We start from the raw sequence: 17735 nt of genomic DNA, 5'->3' as shown, positions 1-17735 counted from the left end.
CTGCCCGGATATGGGGCCTCGTAACGTGATCATAACGTTATATGGTGGATCAACACAACGAATAGTGGTGTTTTGCAAGGGAAAAACGCCAAATGCTGCGCTTTTCCTGCCGTCAAAGGAAGGCAGTTTCGTCAAAAGACCGCAGTTTTCGGCTGTGAAGACGCTCGAGCGGCATGCCGCGCAGGGCCTCCATGGCACGGATTCCAATCATCAAATGGCGCGCGACCTGTGTCTTGTAGAAGTCCGATGCCATGCCCGGAAGCTTGAGTTCGCCATGCAGCGGTTTGTCGGACACGCAGAGCAAGGTGCCGTAGGGAACGCGGAAGCGATAGCCATTCGCGGCGATTGTCGCGCTTTCCATGTCGAGTGCGATTGCGCGGGACTGGTTGAGGCGCTGGACCGGGCCGGATTGGTCGCGCAGTTCCCAGTTGCGATTGTCGATGGTTGCGACCGTACCGGTGCGCATCAGCCGTTTGAGGTCATAGCCCTTGAGTTGGGTGACATCGGCCACGGCGTCTTCCAGCGCGATCTGGATTTCGGCAAGCGCAGGGATGGGTGTCCAGACCGGAAGGTCGTCGTCCAGAACGTGATCTTCGCGCAGGTAGGCATGGGCCAGAACGAAATCGCCCAGGGCCTGCGAATTGCGCAGGCCGGCGCAGTGGCCAACCATCAGCCATGCATGCGGGCGCAGAACGGCGATATGATCGGTGGCGGTCTTGGCGTTGGAGGGGCCGACGCCGATATTGACCAGCGTGATCCCGTTCCCATCCGGACGCGTCAGGTGATAGGACGGCATCTGCGGCAGTTTCAGCGGCGCGGCGATCGCTGCCTGGGGATCCGTGATACGCGCGTTGCCGGTGCTGACAAAGGCGTCATAGCCGCTGTCGGGGTTGGCAAGTTGGGCGCGGGCATAGGTTTCGAATTCCTCGACATAGAACTGGTAGTTGGTGAACAGGACGTGGTTCTGGAAGTGTTTCGGGTCGGTCGCGGTGTAATGGCTGAGTCGCGCGAGCGAGTAATCGATGCGCTGGGCGGTAAACGGGGCCAGTGGGCCGGTGCCATCGGCGGGTTTGTATGTGCCGTTGACGATATCGTCGTTGGTGGTGGTCAGATCCGGTACATCGAACACATCGCGCAGGATGAAATCCGTGGCACCTTCCTGTGGAACACTGATGGAGGCATCATTGGCCACGGCGAAATGCAACGGGATCGGCGTGTTCGAGGGGCCGATCGTCACCGGGCGGGCGTGGTTGCGGATCAGCAGGGCGATCTGTTGCAGCAGGTAATTGCGAAACAGATCGGGCCGGGTGATCGTGGCCGTATAGGTGCCCGGTTCGGCGACATGGCCAAAGCTGAGGCGCGTGTCGATCTGCGCAAAGGACGAGGTGGTCAGCCGGATCTCGGGATAAAAGGCGCGGATGCGGTGGGGTGGTGCTCCGGTTTGCAGCACGTCGACAAAGCGGCTGCAGAGGAATTCGGTGGCCGTTGCGTAGAGCTCTTGCAGGCGGGCGACGGCGGCTTCGGCTGTGTCGAATTCTTCGGGGCCGGGGGTGTCCGGGGTGTGAAAACTGGTCATGAAAGCGGCTCGAACACGGGGATTTCCTTGAATCGGCGCACGTCGATCAGGCCCTTGTCCGAGATGCGCAGCTCGGGGATGACGACGAGGGCCAGCAATGAGTGTTGCATATAGGCGTTGTTGAGCGTGCAGCCGCAATCGATCATCGCCTGCACCATCTGTTCGGCCTTGGCGGCGACGTCCCGGGCCGGGCTGTCGGACATCAGGCCGGCGATGGGCAGCTCGACAAGAGCCAGTTCGGTTCCGTCCCGGTAAAGGGTGATGCCGCCGCCCAGTTCGGCCAGCCGATTGGCGGCAAGCGCCATCTGTTCGCGGTCGGTGCCGACAACAATCATGTGGTGGCTGTCATGTGCTACGGTCGAGGCCATGGCCATGCGCCCCTCATAGCCAAAGCCCGAGACGAATGCGTTGGTCACCCCGCCCGTGGCGCGGTGGCGTTCGACCAGTGCGATCTGGCAGGTGTCGCCCTGGCTTTCGACCAGCCCATCCTGCACGATCAGATCGCGTTGCAACGCCTTGGTGGGGGCCTGGTTTTCCACGACACCGATCACATTGGCGCGCACGGCATTGGCCCCGGTGGGCGCGGCAATCGCGAAATCCGCCTGTGTCAGGCTCTGTTTCACGCGCACGGTGCGGCGTGCGGTGTCGGGCCAGTCGTAGTGGGGACACTCGGCAAGGCAGAGGCCGTTCCGGGCCACCAGCTTGCCCCGGGCCCAGACCTGCTGGATCGGCAGGGTTGTCAGATCCGGGGTCAGGATCAGATCCGCGCGCCGTCCGGGTGTGAGTGAGCCCAGCTCGCGTTCCAGGCCGAAATGGGTTGCGGTGTTGATGGTGGCCATCTGCAACGCGATCAGCGGATCGCAGCCGCAGGCGATGGCGTGGCGCACCACGCGGTTCATGTGGCCTTCGTTGACCAGCGTGCCGGAATGGCAGTCGTCGGTGCACAGGATGAAACTGCGCGGATCAAGCCCCTTTTGGGTGATCGCGGTGATCTGCCTTTGCACATCATACCAGGCACTGCCCAGCCGCATCATCGCGCGCATGCCCTGGCGCACGCGGGCGATGGCGTCGGTTTCGCAGGTGCCTTCGTGATCGTCGGCCGGACCTCCGGCCACATAGGCTGCGAAATCAGGCCCTAAATCAGGGGAAGCGTAGTGACCGCCCACTGTTTTTCCGGCGCGCTGGGTTGCGGCGATCTCGGCCAGCATTTGCGGATCGGCATGGGCAACGCCGGGAAAGTTCATCATTTCACCCAGGCCGATGATCCCGGGCCAGGTCATTGCCTCGGCGACGTCATCGGCGGTGATTTCATAGCCTGTCGTCTCTAATCCGGGGGCAGAGGGGGCACAGGACGGCATTTGGGTGAAGATGTTGATCGGTTGCAGCAAGGCCTCGTCATGCATCATCCGCACGCCTTGCAGACCCAGCACATTGGCGATCTCATGGGGGTCGGTGAACATGGTGGTGGTGCCATGCGGGATCACGGCGCGGGCGAATTCCGCCGGGGTCAGCATGCCGGATTCGATATGCATATGCCCGTCGCACAGGCCCGGGACCATATAAAGCCCCTGCGCCTCGACCACCTGTGTTTCTGGCCCGATGCAATGGCGCGCATCGGGCACGATGCAGGCAATACGCCCGCTTGCAACGACAATATCATGATCGGGCAGGCATTCGCGGGAATGCACGTTCACCCAGATGCCGCCGCGAAAGACCAGATCCGCGGGGCTGCGCCCGGCGGCGACGTTGATGAGGTTGGCCGCAACATCGGGCCATGAAGGAAACAGAGCGTGTACCATGACAGAAGTGTCCCGAGATTGCGCCTGGGTGCAAGACCCATTGCAGTTGCCTCAGGTCGATCCGCGCGACAGGGTAGGGACATGGAGTATGATTCTGTAGATGCCGACAGCTTTGGCCGGTCCCTGCGGGGGATCGGTCTGAACCTGCTGGTGCGGAACGTGAAGGCGCAATGTGCCTTCTTAGAGACTGTTTTTGGCCTGCAGGCCCATCAGGTGACGCAGGATTTTGCCATCGTGACCTATGGGGATCAGGTGTTCCAGTTGCACAGCGACGGCACCTATCACTCGAACCCGCTGTTGAGCCTTGTGCCCGAACACCCACCGCGCGGAGCAGGTTTGGAGATCAGGCTCTATGACAGCGATCCCGATGTTGCCGCCGCAAGGGCCGAGGCGGCGGGGGGCACGGTGTTGCAGGCGCCGACAGACAAACCGCATGGTCTGCGCGAGGCCTATATCCTGTGCGAAAACGGCTATGTCTGGGTACCGTCGCGCCCCAAGGATTGAGTGTCTGCAGCCATTTCGGCGCGCAGCCATTGGGCGAACTCAAGGGCTCCGGGGATTTCATCGGCCTGGGGGGACAGGATGAGGTAATAGGCCTCTTCCATTTCGGCGCTCAGATCGAAGGGACGATGCAGTTGGCCCGCGTTCAGCAGGCCCGAGCAGATCATGTCATGGCCAAGCATCAACCCCCCGCCCGCCATCACCACAGAGAGGCAGAACGAATAGGTCGAGGCATAGGTCACTGTCACATTCTCCCATGTTAGATCCTGTTTTTCCGCCCAGTAGCGCCATGAGGACGTGAGATTGGCGCAGTCATACAAGGGCTGGGCCGAGAGCGTATCCAACGTCACCCCATGGCCCGGTGCGCAGACGGGATAGACCGCGTCACGGCGCAGAAGTTCGGCCTTGATGCCCTGGGGTTTGCGCAGGGCGAAACGGATTTCGATGTCGATATTGTCTGACGCGCTGTCCGGCTCCCAGATCTCGGCCATGAAGTTCAGTCTGAGATCGGGATGAAGGGCGCGAAACCGGGGCAGGCGCGGGGCCAGCCAGCGGACCGCGAAGGTGAGATTGGCATGGATGTTGAGCGTGCGTTCCGTCTCGCCCACGACGGTGCGGGTGCCCTGCCTGAGGGTGGAAAATGCGTCTCTGACTATGGGCAAATAGGTCCGGCCTGCCTGTGTGAGTTCCAGCGCGCGGGGGCGGCGATGAAACAGGGTGCGGCCCAGGTGCCCTTCCAGCGCCTTGATCTGCTGGCTGACAGCACTTTGCGTCATGTTCAGATCGCGCGCAGCACCCGTAAAGCTCAGGTGGCGCGCAGCGGCTTCGAAGGTGCGCAACCAGCCAAGCGGGGGAAGCTCCCTGTTCATCACATAACCCAACCATAAGTTTCACTTATGATTAGAGCATGAATTTTTCGTTGGTCAAGTCGGGGCGACAGAGTCACCTTCGGGCAAAAATCGGGAGAATGATATGCCTGTCACGGAATTGCGCCCCAACATGGATCACTGGCAGGAACGTGTGGATCTTGCGGCTGCGTTCCGCTGGACTGCCCGGCTGAACATGCATGAGGCCGTGGCCAATCATTTCAGCCTGTCCATCAACGAGGACGGCACCAAGTTCCTGATGAACCCGAACCAGAGGCATTTCAGCCGGATCAAGGCAAGCGATCTTCTGATCGTTGATGCCAATGACCCCGACACGCTGGAAGGTCCCGATGCCCCTGACCCGACAGCCTGGGGCCTGCATGGCGGATTGCACCGGCATTGCCCCCATGCGCGCTGTGCGATGCATGTGCATTCGATCTTTGCCACCGTGCTGGCAAGTCTGGCGGACAGCCGTTTGCCGCCGATCGATCAGAACTCGGCCACGTTCTACAACCGGATCGTGGTGGACGAGGCCTATGGCGGCCTTGCGTTCGAGGAAGAGGGCGAGCGGTGCGCCAAGCTGTTCGATGACCCGAAGAAAAAGGTCATGGTGATGGGCAATCACGGCGTGATGGTGATCGGAGATACGGTCGCCGATACGTTCAACCGGCTTTATTATTTCGAACGTGCCTGTGAAACCTACATCCGGGCGCTGCAGACAGGGCAACCGCTGCGGATGTTGTCCGACGCCGTGGCCGAAAAAACCGCGCGCGAGCTTGAAGGCTATCCCGAACAGGATGCGCGCCATCTGGATGAGCTGAAGGCGATTCTGGATGCTGAAGGCTCGGATTATGCCGCGTGAGATCGGCCCCGAGCACAGCTCGGCCGAATGGAACTATCATCCTGATCTGCCGTTGAAGAATGCATCGATCTTTCAATGGCCGCCATCGCCCGCGTTTCTGGCGCGCTGGCTGGCGCAGAATTGGCTGACGCTGTCCGAACGCGTGATCATGGTGATTGCCTCGATCGGACTGTGGCTTCTGGTCTATCCGCCTTTGGAGGCCGCGCAATCCCTGTCCTTTGGCTGGATTGCCCAGGTTTGGTTGGTCACATTCGGCGTGACTTTTGCCGTGGCGGGGGGGCTGCATTGGTTCTTTTACATGCGCAAGGCCCAGGGGCTGCGGCTGAAATTCGACAAACGGGGCCCGGCCAAGGGCAACCGGCTGTGGACCTTTTCGGACCAGGTGCATGACAACATGTTCTGGACGCTGGGCCCGGGGGTCGGATTTCTGACGGCCTATCAGGTGTTGATCCTGTGGGCGTTGGCGAATGGCTGGGCTCCGGTGATCACATTTGCCGAAAATCCGGTCTGGTTTTGTCTGGCGATGATCCTGCTGCCGATCTGGTCCGCGTTTCATTTCTATTGGGTGCATCGGTTCTTGCATGTGCCTGCGCTTTATAACCACGTCCACGTCCTGCATCACCGCAACGTCAATGTCGGGCCGTGGTCGGGCATGTCGATGCATCCGGTGGAACAGCTTTTGTATCATTCGACCCTGCTGATCCATTTTGTCGTGCCGCTGCATCCGATCCACCTGGTGTTTGCGATGGTCTATAACGGTCCCGGTGCGGCGATGACCCATACCGGCTATGAGGACCTGTTGATCAAGGACAAGCGGCGCGTGGCATTGGGGACGTTCTATCACCAGCTGCATCACCGATATTACGAATGCAATTATGGCAATCAGGAAATGCCCTGGGATCGCTGGTTCGGCACCTTCCATGATGGCAGCGCCGAGGCGACGGCCGAGACGCGGGACAGAAAAAAGAAGATGTTCGGATGAGCAATGTCCTTTTGGTGATGGTGGACGAGATGGCGTGGTGGGCGCTGGGCCATGTCACGCCCGGCATCCATACGCCCAATATCGACCGTCTGGCGGCGCGGTCGATGCGGTTCTCGCAAGCCTATACGCCGTCGCCGATCTGTGTGCCGACGCGGGCGGCGATCGCGACGGGGCGCTATCTGAACGAGATCGGCAACTGGTCCTCCGCCGAACCCTATGACGGGTCGGTGCGGGGCTGGGCCCATGCGGTGCGGGATGCGGGGCACGACTGTGTCTCGATCGGGAAACTGCACTATCGCTCGACCGAGGACGATGCCGGGTTCGCCGAACAGATCGAACCGATCCACATCGTTGGGGGTGTCGGGTGGGTGCGGGGGTTGCTGCGCAAGCCGCTGTGCGACTACGGGGCCACCCGCGAACTGGCCGAGGATATCGGGCCCGGCGATACCGACTACCACGCCTTTGACCGGCGTGTGGCCGAGGCCGCCTGCGCTTGGCTGTCGCAGCCGGCACGCAAGACGGAACCCTGGTGCGCCTTCGTGTCCTTCCTGTCGCCGCACTACCCGCTGATCGCTCCCGCCGCCGACTATGCGCGATACGACCCGGCAGAGTTCGAGGCCGAGGCGCAGCCGGTGCCTGACCATCCGATCCTGCGCGAGATGTGGGAGTTCTGGGATCACGACAGGTTCTTCACACCCAAAACGCGCGGCATTGCCCATGCGGGCTATCGAGGCTTGTGCAGTTTCGTGGATGCCCAGGTGGGCAAGGTTCTGGATGCGCTTGCCGCGGCCGGGCTGGAGGAGGACACCACAATCCTTTTCACTTCGGATCATGGTGACATGATGGGCGAGAAAGGGTTTTGGGTGAAATCCACCATGTATGACAGCTCGGCGCGGGTGCCGCTTTTGATGGCAGGGCCGGGCATCGCACCGGGCGACTGGGACGCGCCTGTCAGCCTTATCGATCTGGCGGCAACGGTCTGCGGGGTGATGGGAGTGTCCGGGGGTGGCGGTTCGGGCCGCGATCTGCGCGACCCCGACCCCGGGCGCGCCGTGATCAGCGAATATCACGACGGAGGCTGCCCGGTGGGTATGACCATGTTGCGATGGGGCGTGTGGAAGTTGGTCCATTTTGCCGAAGGCCATCCCGCGCAGCTTTTCCATATGCAGGCTGATCCGGGCGAGACCGACGATCTGAGCGGCGCACGGCCGGATATCATGGCCGAGGGGATGCGGATCCTGTTGGCGATGCTGGACCCCGAGGCGGTCAATATCCGCGCCCATGCCGATCAGGCCCGGCGTGTGATCGAACTGGGTGGACGCGAGGCGTTGCTGGCGATGGAACAATGGAACTATACCCCGGCTGACAGCCGGTAAGGAGCAGGCGATGCAATACGGATTGAATGACGAACAGGAAATGATCGCGGCCACAGTGCGGTCCTTCGTGGAAAACGAGATCTATCCCCATGAAGAACTGGTCGAACGCACCGGCGAAGTCCCCCAGGAGATCGCCGATGAGATCAAGCGCAAGACGCTTGAATTGGGATTTTATGCCTGCAACTTTCCCGAAAGCGTTGGCGGAGCCGGGCTGAACCATCTGGAATTCGCGCTGGTCGAGCGCGAACTGGGGCGGGGTTCGATGGCGCTGAACCATTTCTTCGGGCGCCCGCAGAACATCCTGATGGCCTGTGAGGGCGAACAGATCGACCGCTATCTCATGCCCGCGGTGCGCGGTGAGCGTATGGATGCGCTGGCCATGACGGAACCCGGGGCCGGTTCGGACGTGCGGGGCATGAAATGCGCCGCTGTGCGCGATGGCGGAGATTGGGTCGTCAATGGCACCAAACATTTCATCTCGGGGGCGGATCACGCGGATTTCCTGATCGTCTTCGTGGCGACCGGCGAAGACCAGACGCCCAAGGGGCCGAAAAAGCGGATCACCTGTTTTCTGGTGGATCGCGGGCATCCGGGGTTCACGATCCGGTATGGATACAAAAGTGTCTCGCATCGTGGCTACAAGAACATGATCCTTGAGTTTGACGATTGCCGCCTGCCGGATGCGCAGGTTCTGGGCGAGGTCGATGGTGGCTTCGAGGTGATGAACACCTGGCTTTATGCCACCCGGATCACGGTCGCCACCATGAGCGTGGGGCGCGCGCGCCGGGTCTTTGATTATGCGTTGAACTACGCCGCCGAGCGCGAACAGTTCGGCCAGAAGATCGGCAAGTTCCAGGGGGTGTCCTTCCAGATCGCGGACATGATCACCGAGATAGACGCCGCTGATCTGCTGACGCTGGCTGCGGCGGATCGGCTGGATCAGGGTCTTCCTGCCAACCGCGAGATCGCTTCGGCCAAGCTTTATGCAAGCGAGATGCTGGCGCGCGTGACGGATGCGGCGATCCAGATCCATGGCGGTATGGGGCTGATGGATGACTATCCGCTTGAGAGGTTCTGGCGCGATGCGCGGGTCGAGCGGATCTGGGACGGTACCAGCGAAATCCAGCGCCACATCATCTCGCGCGAGTTGCTGCGGGCGCTTGGTGCATGATGACGGCCTGAGCGGGCGGTCGCGTTGCGATCCGTTGCGCGGCGGCCCGGTAACTCCACTGGAATGTTTGAAAACCCGAAGATGCTAGGTCGTTTGATGCTTGATCCATGCTGGGGGCTGTTCTGATGCGCTCGTTGGGGCGTTTGCTGGCACCGAAGACGCTGGCGATTGTCGGGGGGGGTGCCTGGGGTGCATCCATTCTTGGGGCGGCGCAGCGTGTCGGGTTTGCCGGTGAAATCACCTTGGTTCATCCCGGCGGCAAGGTTCTGGAGGGCGCGCGTTCCGTGCGCAGCCTGGCCGAGATCGAGGGGCCGATTGATGCGGCCTTCATTGCGGTGAACCGTCATGCGACCATCGATATCGTCGCGGAACTGGCGGCGCTTGGAGCGGGTGGCGCGACCTGCTTTGCCTCGGGGTTTTCCGAAGCGCTGGCCGAGGACGACATCGGCGCGGACCTGCAGGCGCGCCTGGTGGCCGCCGCCGGAGATATGCCGATCCTCGGGCCCAACTGTTACGGGTTCGTCAACGCCCTTGATGGGGCGGCGATCTGGCCCGACCAGCATGGAATGGTGCGCGTTGATCGGGGCGTGGCGATCCTGACGCAAAGCTCGAACATTGCCATCAACCTGACACAGCAGGCGCGCGCGCTGCCCATCGGCTATATGGTGGCCTGTGGAAATCAGGCGCAGACATCGCAGGCCCAGATCGCCTCGACTTTGCTGGATGATGACCGTGTCAGCGTGATCGGACTGCACATCGAAGGCTTTGGCGATATCGCCGCATGGGATCGCTTTGCGCGCAAGGCGCAGGCGCGCGGCGTTCCGGTGGTCGCGCTGAAAGTGGGCCTGTCCGAACAGGCGCAGCAGGCTACGGTGTCACATACCGCGTCTCTGGCGGGCAGTGCGGCGGGCTCCGGAGCCTTGCTGGAGCGGCTGGGGATTGCACAGGTCGGGGACCTGCCCAGCTTTCTTGAGACGCTCAAGCTGTTGCATGTCTGCGGCCGGCTTGCCTCGAATCGGATCAGTAGCATCAGCTGTTCAGGCGGCGAGGCGAGCCTTGCGGCGGATATGGCCTCGGGGTTCGACCTGGAGTTTCCTGCACTGACGCCGGATCAGAAACGCGATCTGCGCGCAGCCTTGGGGCCGATGGTGGCACTGGCCAACCCGTTGGATTATCATACCTATGTCTGGCGGGATCCGGTGGCGATGGCTGCGGCCTGGGCTCCGATGGCGGCGGACCATATCGGTTTGACCTTCTCGATCGTGGATTATCCGCGCACGGATGCCTCGGATTGGGAATGTGCAACGCAGGCGGCATTGGCCGTGCGGGCAAAGACGGGCCGTCCCTTTGCCGTGGTTGCCAGTTTGCCCGAGCTGCTGCCGGAAGACGTGGCCATGCGGCTGTTGGACGGGGGCGTGGTGCCGATCTGCGGATTGCGCGAGATGATCGTGGCAGCCGAGATCGCGGCGCAGGTTCCCGACCTGGAACCCGAGATGCCGCTGCCGGCGAGCCTGGGGCCCGGGGACGCGGTCTTGCTGGATGAACGCCAGGCCAAACAGGCGCTTGCGGCATATGGTGTGCCTGTGCCCCTGGCGCTGGAGGTCACGCGCGACGGTGCGTGGGACGCCAGCGATCTGAGCGCACCCTTTGCGGTCAAGGGCATGGGGCTGGCGCATAAATCCGAAGCGGGCGCGGTGCGTTTGGGTATCTCGCAGGCGGCGTTGAAAGACGCGGTCAGTGCCATGCCCACGTCTTCGGTTCTGATTGAAGAGATGATAACCGGCGGTGTTGTCGAACTGCTGATCGGGGTGACCCGTGATCCGGCGCATGGGTTCGTTCTGACCATCGGCGCGGGCGGTGTGCTGACCGAGATTCTCCGAGACACCGGTTCGCTTCTGGTGCCCAGCAGCCGGGCGCGGATCAGGGATGTGCTGCATGGGCTGAGGATCGCTCCGATCCTCGCCGGGTATCGGGGCAAACCTGCCGTCAATATCGAGGCTGTTCTGGATGCGATCATGGCGGTGCAGAAATATGTGATGGACCATGCCGACACGTTGGAAGAAGTTGAGATCAACCCGCTGATCGCCACGCCAGAACGTGCAGTGGCTGCGGATGCATTGATACGAAAGGGAATCTGATGGAGTCTTGTGCAGGGAGGGTGAGATGAGCGACCCGATAAAGTCACGGCGCGAGGGTGCCATTCTTGAGGTCACGCTGGATCGACCCAAGGCCAATGCGATTGATCTTGTGACCTCTCGCAGGATGGGCGAGGTCTTTGCCGGGTTTCGCGATGATCCCGACCTGCGCGTGGCGATCATTACCGGGGGCGGCGACAAGTTCTTTTGCCCCGGCTGGGATCTCAAGGCGGCAGCCGATGGCGATGCGGTCGACGGCGATTACGGTGTGGGCGGCTTTGGCGGCTTGCAGGAGCTGCGCGATCTCAACAAGCCGGTGATCGCTGCCGTGAACGGGATCGCCTGCGGCGGCGGGCTTGAGCTGGCCCTGTCGGCGGACATGATCCTTGCGGCCGATCACGCGAGCTTTGCCCTGCCCGAGATCCGGTCGGGCACCGTGGCGGACGCGGCGAGTGTGAAACTGCCCAAGCGCATCCCCTATCATATCGCGATGGAGCTGTTGCTGACGGGCCGCTGGTTTGACGCCGACGAAGCCCATCGCTGGGGGCTGGTGAACGAAATCCTGCCGGCGGACCGGCTGATGGAGCGCGCCTGGGAACTGGCGCGGCTGTTGGCAAGCGGGCCGCCCCTGGTCTATGCCGCGATCAAGGAGATCGTGCGCGACGCCGAAGACGCCAAGTTCCAGGATGCGATGAACCGGATCACCAAGCGGCAATTGCGCAGCGTGGATGTGCTTTATTCCAGTGATGATCAGCTGGAAGGTGCCCGGGCTTTCGCTGAAAAACGCGATCCTGTCTGGAAAGGCCGCTGATACCAGCTCTGCCGCCTGTTTTCATTCCGCGCAGCGATGCTAGGGTGTCGCTCAAAGGAACGGGGGCTATGCGATGCTGGATGTGGTGATTGTCGGGGCTGGCGCGGCCGGTGTCGGTGCGGGACTGGCGCTGCAGGCGGCCGGCAAATCCTTTGTCATCCTGGAAGCTGCAGATCGCATCGGGGGGCGGGCCTTTACGGACAAGGCGACAATGGAGTTGCCCTGGGATCAGGGCTGTCACTGGCTGCATTGCGCGGATGTGAACCCGCTGGTGCCCTGGGCGGACAAGGTCGGGACCCGCTATATCCGGCAGACGCGGCGCAAGCGGTTCATGTATTGGCTGCATGATCGCTGGGCGGGCAAGGACTGGGTCACGGCCAGCAATCAACATATCGAAGAGGCCTTTGGCGCGGTCTATGAGGCCGCGCGCGCGGATCGCGACATTCCCGTGTCCGAGGTGCTGCCTGATGCCGGTGCCTATGGCCCCGGCGTGCGCCATCTGCTGCAACTGATGGCAAGCGAGGATCCCGAGCTGGAATCCGCCTCGGGCTATGGGGATTATGCCGATACCGAGGTCAACTGGCCTGTGCTGAGCGGCTATGGCGATCTGATCGAACGTATGGCGCAGGGCCTGCCGATCCGCACGGGCGTCCCGGTTTCAGCCATTTCCGAACAACCCGGAGGGGTACGGGTCGAAACGCCCGAGGGTCCGGTCGAGGCGCGCAGCGCCATTGTTACCGTGTCCACCAACGTCCTGAATTCCGGCGCAATCCGGTTTTCCAGCCCCGAGGTGCAGCCTGTCCTGGAAACCGTCCAGCATGTGCCCTGCGGATCCTATGAAAAGGTGGCGATCGGATTGCGCCGTCCTTTGCCGGGTCTGGTGGAAACGCAGTTCTTTTCGATCGAACCCGCAGGGGCATCCCCGATCAATGTTCAGTTGCTGGACTGGTCGGACAAGATGGTCATCGTGCATATCGGCGGCGGCACCGCCCGCGAGGCAGGCCGGGACGGGCCTGACGGATTGCGCGCCTTTGTGACGGAACGTATCAAACTTGCCTTTGGTGCCGACATCATGGACGAGGTCACGGCCACGGCCCCGACAGGCTGGCAGGACAATCCCTTTGTTCAGGGCGCCTATAGCGCCGTGCGACCGGGATTTGCGCAGGCGCGGCGCGATCTGATCGGGCTGCACTCCGGGCGCATCGGCTTTGCCGGCGAGATGTTTTCCCTGCACTGGCAGGCCACGGCACATGGTGCCTATCAGACGGGCCAGGATGTCGCCGCGCGGATGATCGCGCACGAACTGTCCTGAGGGCTCAGGCTTTGCGGAACAGCGCCACATAGGCGCGATCGTCCCTATGCGCGCCGCTGGCCTTGGGGCCATAGATCGGCACGTCTTTCAGGGTCAGATCGGTGATGTCAGATCCCAGGGCGTTGAACTTGGCCTGGAATCCCGCGCTTTCATAATGCTTGGCGTTGATCGACAGAGCAAAAAGCGCCTGTGGTCTGGCGACGCGCAGCAACTCGGTTATGGCGTCCGGCCCGACATGGCCCGTCGTGAACGTGCCCGAGGATATGATGCCGGCATAACTGCCTTCCGGGACTGGCAAGCCCTGGGTCAGATCCGCCTCTATCGCGTCGCGATAGATGTCCTTGAGCATCGCGCGGCCCAGCATCTCGCCGCTGATATCGGTCGCGTCGATGGGATGGGCCCCGTGGCCGGCCAATGCGACCCCGCAAAGACCCGTGCCTGCGCCGACATCCAGAAGGGGGCCATGCCCGCCGGCCTCGACAAAGGCGCGGGCGGTTTCCTGCGGCAGGATGTAATCCTGCCGATCGGCAAAATCGCTGTCATAGCTGTCTGCCCATCCCGCATAAAGCTTGCGGGAATCTTCGGAGGTTTTGAGCCCATAGGCATCGGCGAGGTCTGGCGATTTCCTTGTCATGCCCCATCAAGTTCATGACCTGCGATTCGGATCAAGCGGCGTCGAAATCCAGTACCAGCTTGTCTGAGGTGGGACGCGCCTGGCAGGCCAGGGTAAAGCCCGCCTTCAGCTCCCAGTCTTCCAGCGAATAATTCACCGCCATTTCCGCACTGCCTTCGGCGACCTTGCAGCGGCAGGTACAACACATGCCCCCCTTGCAGGAAAACGGCAGTTCCAGCCCCTGGCGTGCGGCCGCGTCGATCACCGTGTCATCCTGCGCTTCGAACCGAAACAGGCGACGTGTTCCATCCAGCATGACTTCGACCGCGACACCCGAGGCGGCCGCGGCCTCGGCGGCTGCGGATTTGGGCGCGCGGGGCACCTCTCCATCCTGGTAAAACCGCTCGAAATGGATGCGCTCTTTGGGGATGTCTGCGGCGACAAGTGCTGCGCTCACATCGTCGATCATCTCGCCGGGGCCACAGAGAAACACGCCATCCGCGCCGATCAGATCAATCGCTCCGGCCTGTCCCAGCGCGATCACCTTCTCTCCGGTGATCCGCCCGTTCAGAATGGCAACATCCTGGGGTTCGCGGCTCAGCACATGGATCATCGTGAAGCGGTCAAGATAGCGATCCTTCAACCCGTCCAGAGCGTCGCGAAACATGATCGTGTCGGTGCGCTTGTTGCCATAGATCACCGTCACCTCGCCGCCCTGATCCAGAACATCCGAGGCGATGGAGACCATCGGCGTGATCCCCGAGCCCGAGGCGATCAGAACGATCTTGCGTGCGCCCTTGGTGACGAAACGGCCCTCGGGCTGCATCACCTGCAGTGTATCGCCGGGCTTGAGGTCCTGGGCATAGGTCGAGAACGCCCCGTCGTCGACACGCTTGATACCCACGGTCAGCGGCTCACCGGGTGCACTGGCAATCGAATAGGATCGCCGGATATCCTGCCCAGACACGCTGGCACGCAGGGTCAGGTACTGGCCCGGCTCAAACGCGAAAGCGGCTGCCAGTTCGGCAGGCACGTCGAAACTGATCGCGACGGCGCTGTCTGTTTCGGGGTGTACGGCGCTGATTGTCAGGTCGTGGAACATCGCGGGCTCCTCAGATGCATTTGAAATAGTCAAAGGGTTCGGCGCAGCTCAGGCAGCGATACTGAGCCTTGCAGGCGGTCGACCCGAATTCGCTCAGCTTTTCCGTATTGGCGCTGTTGCAGCGTGGGCAATGGACGGTTGTTTCACCAAAGAGGGCCATTTTCGAGCCTGTTTCCTGTTCAGGCGGCGCAATCCCATAGGCGCGCAGCTTTTCGCGGCCCTCATCGCTGATCCAGTTTGTCGTCCATGCCGGAGACAGCACGCGCTCGATCCTGGCGTCAAAGCCGACTTGCAGCAATGCGGTCTCAATCGCCAATTCTATGGCGAGGGTCGCAGGGCAACCCGAATAGGTGGGTGTGACCCGGGCCACCGCCACGCCGTCCTCGATGCGCACATCGCGCAGAATGCCCAGATCGGCGACCGTGACGCAGGGCACCTCGGGATCGGGCACAGCGGCAGCGGCGGCCCAGGCGCGTCCTGCGTCCAGAGGGGTGGCCGCACTTACCACGTCGCCCCCGGATGGGCGCGATAGACCGACTGCATCTCGGCCAGCAGATGCCCCAGGCTTTCACCATGCACACCGCGCCGACCGCCGGTCTGCGGATACTGCACGACGGGACGGCTCAGCAGCGCATGGCCAAAGATCTCGTCCACCGTGGCGTCCCAGGCAGGTTGGATGGATGCGCGGGAGGGCAGGGCGTCAAGGCCCTCGGCTGCGCTCTCCTCGAACAGCTCGCCCACATAGATATGCAAGGCCTCAACCGCGTCATTCATGCGCCGGGCGCTTTCGTCGGTGCCATCTCCCAGACGAATCACCCATTCCCCCGCATGGCGGATGTGATAGGCCATCTCCTTGACGGCCTTGCCCGCGACACCGGCGATGATCGGATCCGAACTGTTCAGCGCGGCCTCCCAATAGGGTTTCATGAAGGCGGCGAAATAAAGCTGGCGCAGGATCGTATGGGCGAAATCTTCGTTCGGGCGTTCACAGAGCAACAGGTTGCGATACTCCCGTTCCCCGCGCAGATAGGCCATGTCATCCTCGGTCCGGCCCTGGCCTTCCAGCGTGGCGGCATAGTCATAAAGCGTGCGCGCCGTGCCGATCAGATCCAGCGCCATATTGGGCAGGGCCAGATCTTCTTCCAGCATCGGCGCATGGCCGCACCATTCGCTCAGGCGATGGCCCAGAACCAGATGATCATCCGCCAGTTCAAGAACAGCGTCAAACAAGGCCATCACATATGTCCCACTTCATCGGGAATGTCATAGAATGTCGGATGGCGATAGATTTTCTCACCGGGCTCAAAATTCTCGCCCGCCTGATCCGGATCGCTTGCGGTGATGGCCACAGAGGGCACCACCCAGATCGAATTGCCTTCACCGCGACGGGTATAGACATCGCGCGCGGCCTGCAGGGCCATGACTTCGTCCGCGGCATGGATGGATCCCACATGCTTGTGGGCCAGGCCATTGCGTGGGCGGATAAACACTTCCCAAAGGGGCACTTCACCGGTCATGAGACCCTCTCCTTCATCTTGCTGAAAATATTCCTGGGGAGCGCGAGGGGGCGTACCCCTCGCTCCCGCATGTGACGTCTACTCTGCGGCCAGTTTGCGCGCGCGGCGTTTCTCGGCATGGGCCAGAGCGGCTTCGCGCACCCAGGCTCCCTCGTCCCAGGCCGCCTTGCGCGCCTTGATCCGGTCCTTCGCCATCGGGCCATGACCCTTCACGACGCGCCAGAACTCGTCCCAGTCGATGGGCCCGTGATCATAGCCACCCTTGTCCTCGTTCCACTTCAGATCAGGATCAGGGATCGTCAGACCCAGGTATTCGGCCTGGGGCACGGTCGCATCGATGAATTTCTGTCTCAGCTCATCATTGGAGAACCGTTTGATCTTCCATGCCATCGACTGATCGCCATGCACCGAATCCCCATCATGGGGACCAAACATCATGATCGAGGGCCACCACCAGCGATTGAGGCTGTCTTGTGCCATCGCCTTTTGTTCAGGCGTGCCTTGCGCCAGCGTCATGACGATCTCATAGCCCTGGCGCTGGTGGAAGCTTTCCTCCTTGCACACGCGGATCATCGCGCGGGCATAGGGGCCATAGGAACAGCGGCACAGGGGGATCTGGTTCATGATCGCCGCGCCATCCACCAGCCAGCCGATCGTGCCGATATCGGCCCATGACAAGGTGGGATAGTTGAAGATCGACGAGTATTTCGCGCGCCCGTCCAGCAACTCTTCGGTCATGTCCTTGCGGCTGACACCCAGGGTTTCGGCGGCGGCATAAAGATACAGGCCATGCCCGCCTTCATCCTGCACCTTGGCCAGCAAAGCGGCCTTGCGGCGCAGAGAGGGCGCGCGGGTGATCCAGTTGCCCTCGGGCAGCATGCCGACGATTTCGGAATGGGCGTGCTGGCCGATCTGGCGCACCAATGTGCGGCGATATCCTTCTGGCATCGCGTCATTGGGCTCGATCTTTTCTTCGGCGTCGATGCGTTTCTGGAACGCCTCAAGGAATTCGGGGGTTTCATCCGTGCGCCCATCGGCGCCGATCAGGCCTTGGCTATACATCGTGAGGGCTCCTCCAAACCGGTGCTGAAAATATATGTTACAAAAAACGT

Annotated in this window: 17 protein-coding genes; 8 read left to right on the top strand and 9 right to left on the bottom strand. The window is 62.0% G+C overall.

Annotated elements, in window-relative coordinates:
* Positions 1-112: 112 nt before the first annotated feature.
* A complete protein-coding gene (locus WAO69_RS18240) occupies positions 113-1576 on the bottom strand; it encodes an AMP nucleosidase (protein ID WP_422181804.1) in 1464 nt (487 codons plus the stop codon).
* The gene (gene ade, locus WAO69_RS18235) at positions 1573-3375 is read right to left on the bottom strand and encodes an adenine deaminase (protein ID WP_422181802.1); all 1803 of its coding nucleotides are present in this window, start codon (positions 3373-3375) and stop codon (positions 1573-1575) included. Before ade ends, WAO69_RS18240 begins: the two co-directional genes overlap by 4 nt.
* A gap of 81 nt (positions 3376-3456) precedes the next feature.
* Here ade and WAO69_RS18230 point away from each other — a divergent pair, with 81 nt between their 5' ends.
* Complete coding sequence (locus tag WAO69_RS18230; protein WP_422181800.1) at positions 3457-3879, top strand: VOC family protein; 423 nt, start codon at positions 3457-3459, stop codon at positions 3877-3879.
* On the opposite strand, the gene WAO69_RS18225 is transcribed toward WAO69_RS18230, so the two are convergent.
* Entirely contained in the window at positions 3846-4745 is a 900-nt protein-coding gene (locus WAO69_RS18225) for a LysR family transcriptional regulator (RefSeq protein ID WP_422181798.1), read from the bottom strand. The two genes, WAO69_RS18230 and WAO69_RS18225, sit on opposite strands and share 34 nt — an antisense overlap.
* A gap of 103 nt (positions 4746-4848) precedes the next feature.
* Here WAO69_RS18225 and WAO69_RS18220 point away from each other — a divergent pair, with 103 nt between their 5' ends.
* From WAO69_RS18220 to WAO69_RS18190, 7 genes are all read left to right on the top strand, one after another.
* Complete coding sequence (locus tag WAO69_RS18220; RefSeq protein ID WP_422181796.1) at positions 4849-5604, top strand: class II aldolase and adducin N-terminal domain-containing protein; 756 nt, start codon at positions 4849-4851, stop codon at positions 5602-5604.
* Positions 5576-6586, top strand: coding sequence for a sterol desaturase family protein (locus WAO69_RS18215; protein WP_422181794.1), 1011 nt, complete (start codon positions 5576-5578; stop codon positions 6584-6586). Before WAO69_RS18220 ends, WAO69_RS18215 begins: the two co-directional genes overlap by 29 nt.
* Positions 6583-7962 carry a sulfatase-like hydrolase/transferase gene (locus WAO69_RS18210; protein ID WP_422181792.1) on the top strand — a complete coding sequence of 460 codons (1380 nt, stop codon included), beginning with the start codon at positions 6583-6585 and terminating at the stop codon, positions 7960-7962. The genes WAO69_RS18215 and WAO69_RS18210 overlap by 4 nt, the downstream gene beginning before the upstream one ends.
* 10 nt (positions 7963-7972) lie before the next feature.
* The gene (locus WAO69_RS18205; RefSeq protein ID WP_422181790.1) at positions 7973-9133 is read left to right on the top strand and encodes an acyl-CoA dehydrogenase family protein; all 1161 of its coding nucleotides are present in this window, start codon (positions 7973-7975) and stop codon (positions 9131-9133) included.
* Between the two features lie 107 nt (positions 9134-9240).
* Positions 9241-11271: an acetate--CoA ligase family protein gene (locus tag WAO69_RS18200; RefSeq protein ID WP_422181788.1), complete on the top strand. Its 2031-nt coding sequence runs from the start codon at positions 9241-9243 to the stop codon at positions 11269-11271.
* A 25-nt stretch (positions 11272-11296) separates the two neighbouring features.
* Complete coding sequence (locus WAO69_RS18195; protein WP_422181786.1) at positions 11297-12079, top strand: carnitinyl-CoA dehydratase; 783 nt, start codon at positions 11297-11299, stop codon at positions 12077-12079.
* A gap of 73 nt (positions 12080-12152) precedes the next feature.
* On the top strand, positions 12153-13391 hold the full coding sequence (locus WAO69_RS18190; RefSeq protein WP_422181784.1) for a flavin monoamine oxidase family protein: 1239 nt from the start codon (positions 12153-12155) through the stop codon (positions 13389-13391).
* Between the two features lie 4 nt (positions 13392-13395).
* On the opposite strand, the gene WAO69_RS18185 is transcribed toward WAO69_RS18190, so the two are convergent.
* The 6 genes from WAO69_RS18185 to paaA all read right to left on the bottom strand — a co-directional run bounded on the left by WAO69_RS18185 (position 13396) and on the right by paaA (position 17685).
* On the bottom strand, positions 13396-14025 hold the full coding sequence (locus WAO69_RS18185) for a class I SAM-dependent DNA methyltransferase (protein ID WP_422181782.1): 630 nt from the start codon (positions 14023-14025) through the stop codon (positions 13396-13398).
* Between the two features lie 31 nt (positions 14026-14056).
* A complete protein-coding gene (locus WAO69_RS18180) occupies positions 14057-15106 on the bottom strand; it encodes a 2Fe-2S iron-sulfur cluster-binding protein (protein WP_422181780.1) in 1050 nt (349 codons plus the stop codon).
* A 10-nt stretch (positions 15107-15116) separates the two neighbouring features.
* On the bottom strand, positions 15117-15614 hold the full coding sequence (gene paaD, locus WAO69_RS18175) for a 1,2-phenylacetyl-CoA epoxidase subunit PaaD (protein WP_422181778.1): 498 nt from the start codon (positions 15612-15614) through the stop codon (positions 15117-15119).
* Positions 15608-16342, bottom strand: coding sequence for a 1,2-phenylacetyl-CoA epoxidase subunit PaaC (gene paaC / locus WAO69_RS18170; RefSeq protein WP_422181776.1), 735 nt, complete (start codon positions 16340-16342; stop codon positions 15608-15610). The genes paaD and paaC overlap by 7 nt, the downstream gene beginning before the upstream one ends.
* A complete protein-coding gene (gene paaB / locus WAO69_RS18165; protein ID WP_422181774.1) occupies positions 16342-16623 on the bottom strand; it encodes a 1,2-phenylacetyl-CoA epoxidase subunit PaaB in 282 nt (93 codons plus the stop codon). The genes paaC and paaB overlap by 1 nt, the downstream gene beginning before the upstream one ends.
* A gap of 78 nt (positions 16624-16701) precedes the next feature.
* Positions 16702-17685, bottom strand: a complete 984-nt coding sequence (paaA, locus tag WAO69_RS18160) for a 1,2-phenylacetyl-CoA epoxidase subunit PaaA (protein WP_422181772.1) — start codon at positions 17683-17685, stop codon at positions 16702-16704.
* Between the last annotated feature and the right edge of the window lie 50 nt (positions 17686-17735).

The organism is Aestuariivita sp. (assembly GCF_049276915.1).
Classification (GTDB): Bacteria; Pseudomonadota; Alphaproteobacteria; order Rhodobacterales; family Rhodobacteraceae; genus Aestuariivita.
The sequence above is the reverse complement of the archived record's forward strand: the minus strand, read 5'-3'. Positions and strand labels throughout refer to the sequence as shown.

Bases quoted from the DNA above. Each gene is read 5' to 3' on its own strand.
- WAO69_RS18185 (WP_422181782.1), bottom strand. From the start codon at position 14,025: ATGACAAGGAAATCGCCAGACCTCGCCGATGCCTATGGGCTCAAAACC.
- WAO69_RS18210 (WP_422181792.1), top strand. From the start codon at position 6,583: ATGAGCAATGTCCTTTTGGTGATGGTGGACGAGATGGCGTGGTGGGCG.
- WAO69_RS18195 (WP_422181786.1), top strand. From the start codon at position 11,297: ATGAGCGACCCGATAAAGTCACGGCGCGAGGGTGCCATTCTTGAGGTC.
- WAO69_RS18190 (WP_422181784.1), top strand. From the start codon at position 12,153: ATGCTGGATGTGGTGATTGTCGGGGCTGGCGCGGCCGGTGTCGGTGCG.
- WAO69_RS18215 (WP_422181794.1), top strand. From the start codon at position 5,576: ATGCTGAAGGCTCGGATTATGCCGCGTGAGATCGGCCCCGAGCACAGC.
- WAO69_RS18180 (WP_422181780.1), bottom strand. From the start codon at position 15,106: ATGTTCCACGACCTGACAATCAGCGCCGTACACCCCGAAACAGACAGC.
- WAO69_RS18200 (WP_422181788.1), top strand. From the start codon at position 9,241: ATGCTGGGGGCTGTTCTGATGCGCTCGTTGGGGCGTTTGCTGGCACCG.
- WAO69_RS18230 (WP_422181800.1), top strand. From the start codon at position 3,457: ATGGAGTATGATTCTGTAGATGCCGACAGCTTTGGCCGGTCCCTGCGG.
- ade (WP_422181802.1), bottom strand. From the start codon at position 3,375: ATGGTACACGCTCTGTTTCCTTCATGGCCCGATGTTGCGGCCAACCTC.
- WAO69_RS18220 (WP_422181796.1), top strand. From the start codon at position 4,849: ATGCCTGTCACGGAATTGCGCCCCAACATGGATCACTGGCAGGAACGT.
- paaA (WP_422181772.1), bottom strand. From the start codon at position 17,685: ATGTATAGCCAAGGCCTGATCGGCGCCGATGGGCGCACGGATGAAACC.
- paaC (WP_422181776.1), bottom strand. From the start codon at position 16,342: ATGGCCTTGTTTGACGCTGTTCTTGAACTGGCGGATGATCATCTGGTT.
- WAO69_RS18205 (WP_422181790.1), top strand. From the start codon at position 7,973: ATGCAATACGGATTGAATGACGAACAGGAAATGATCGCGGCCACAGTG.
- WAO69_RS18240 (WP_422181804.1), bottom strand. From the start codon at position 1,576: ATGACCAGTTTTCACACCCCGGACACCCCCGGCCCCGAAGAATTCGAC.
- paaB (WP_422181774.1), bottom strand. From the start codon at position 16,623: ATGACCGGTGAAGTGCCCCTTTGGGAAGTGTTTATCCGCCCACGCAAT.
- WAO69_RS18225 (WP_422181798.1), bottom strand. From the start codon at position 4,745: ATGAACAGGGAGCTTCCCCCGCTTGGCTGGTTGCGCACCTTCGAAGCC.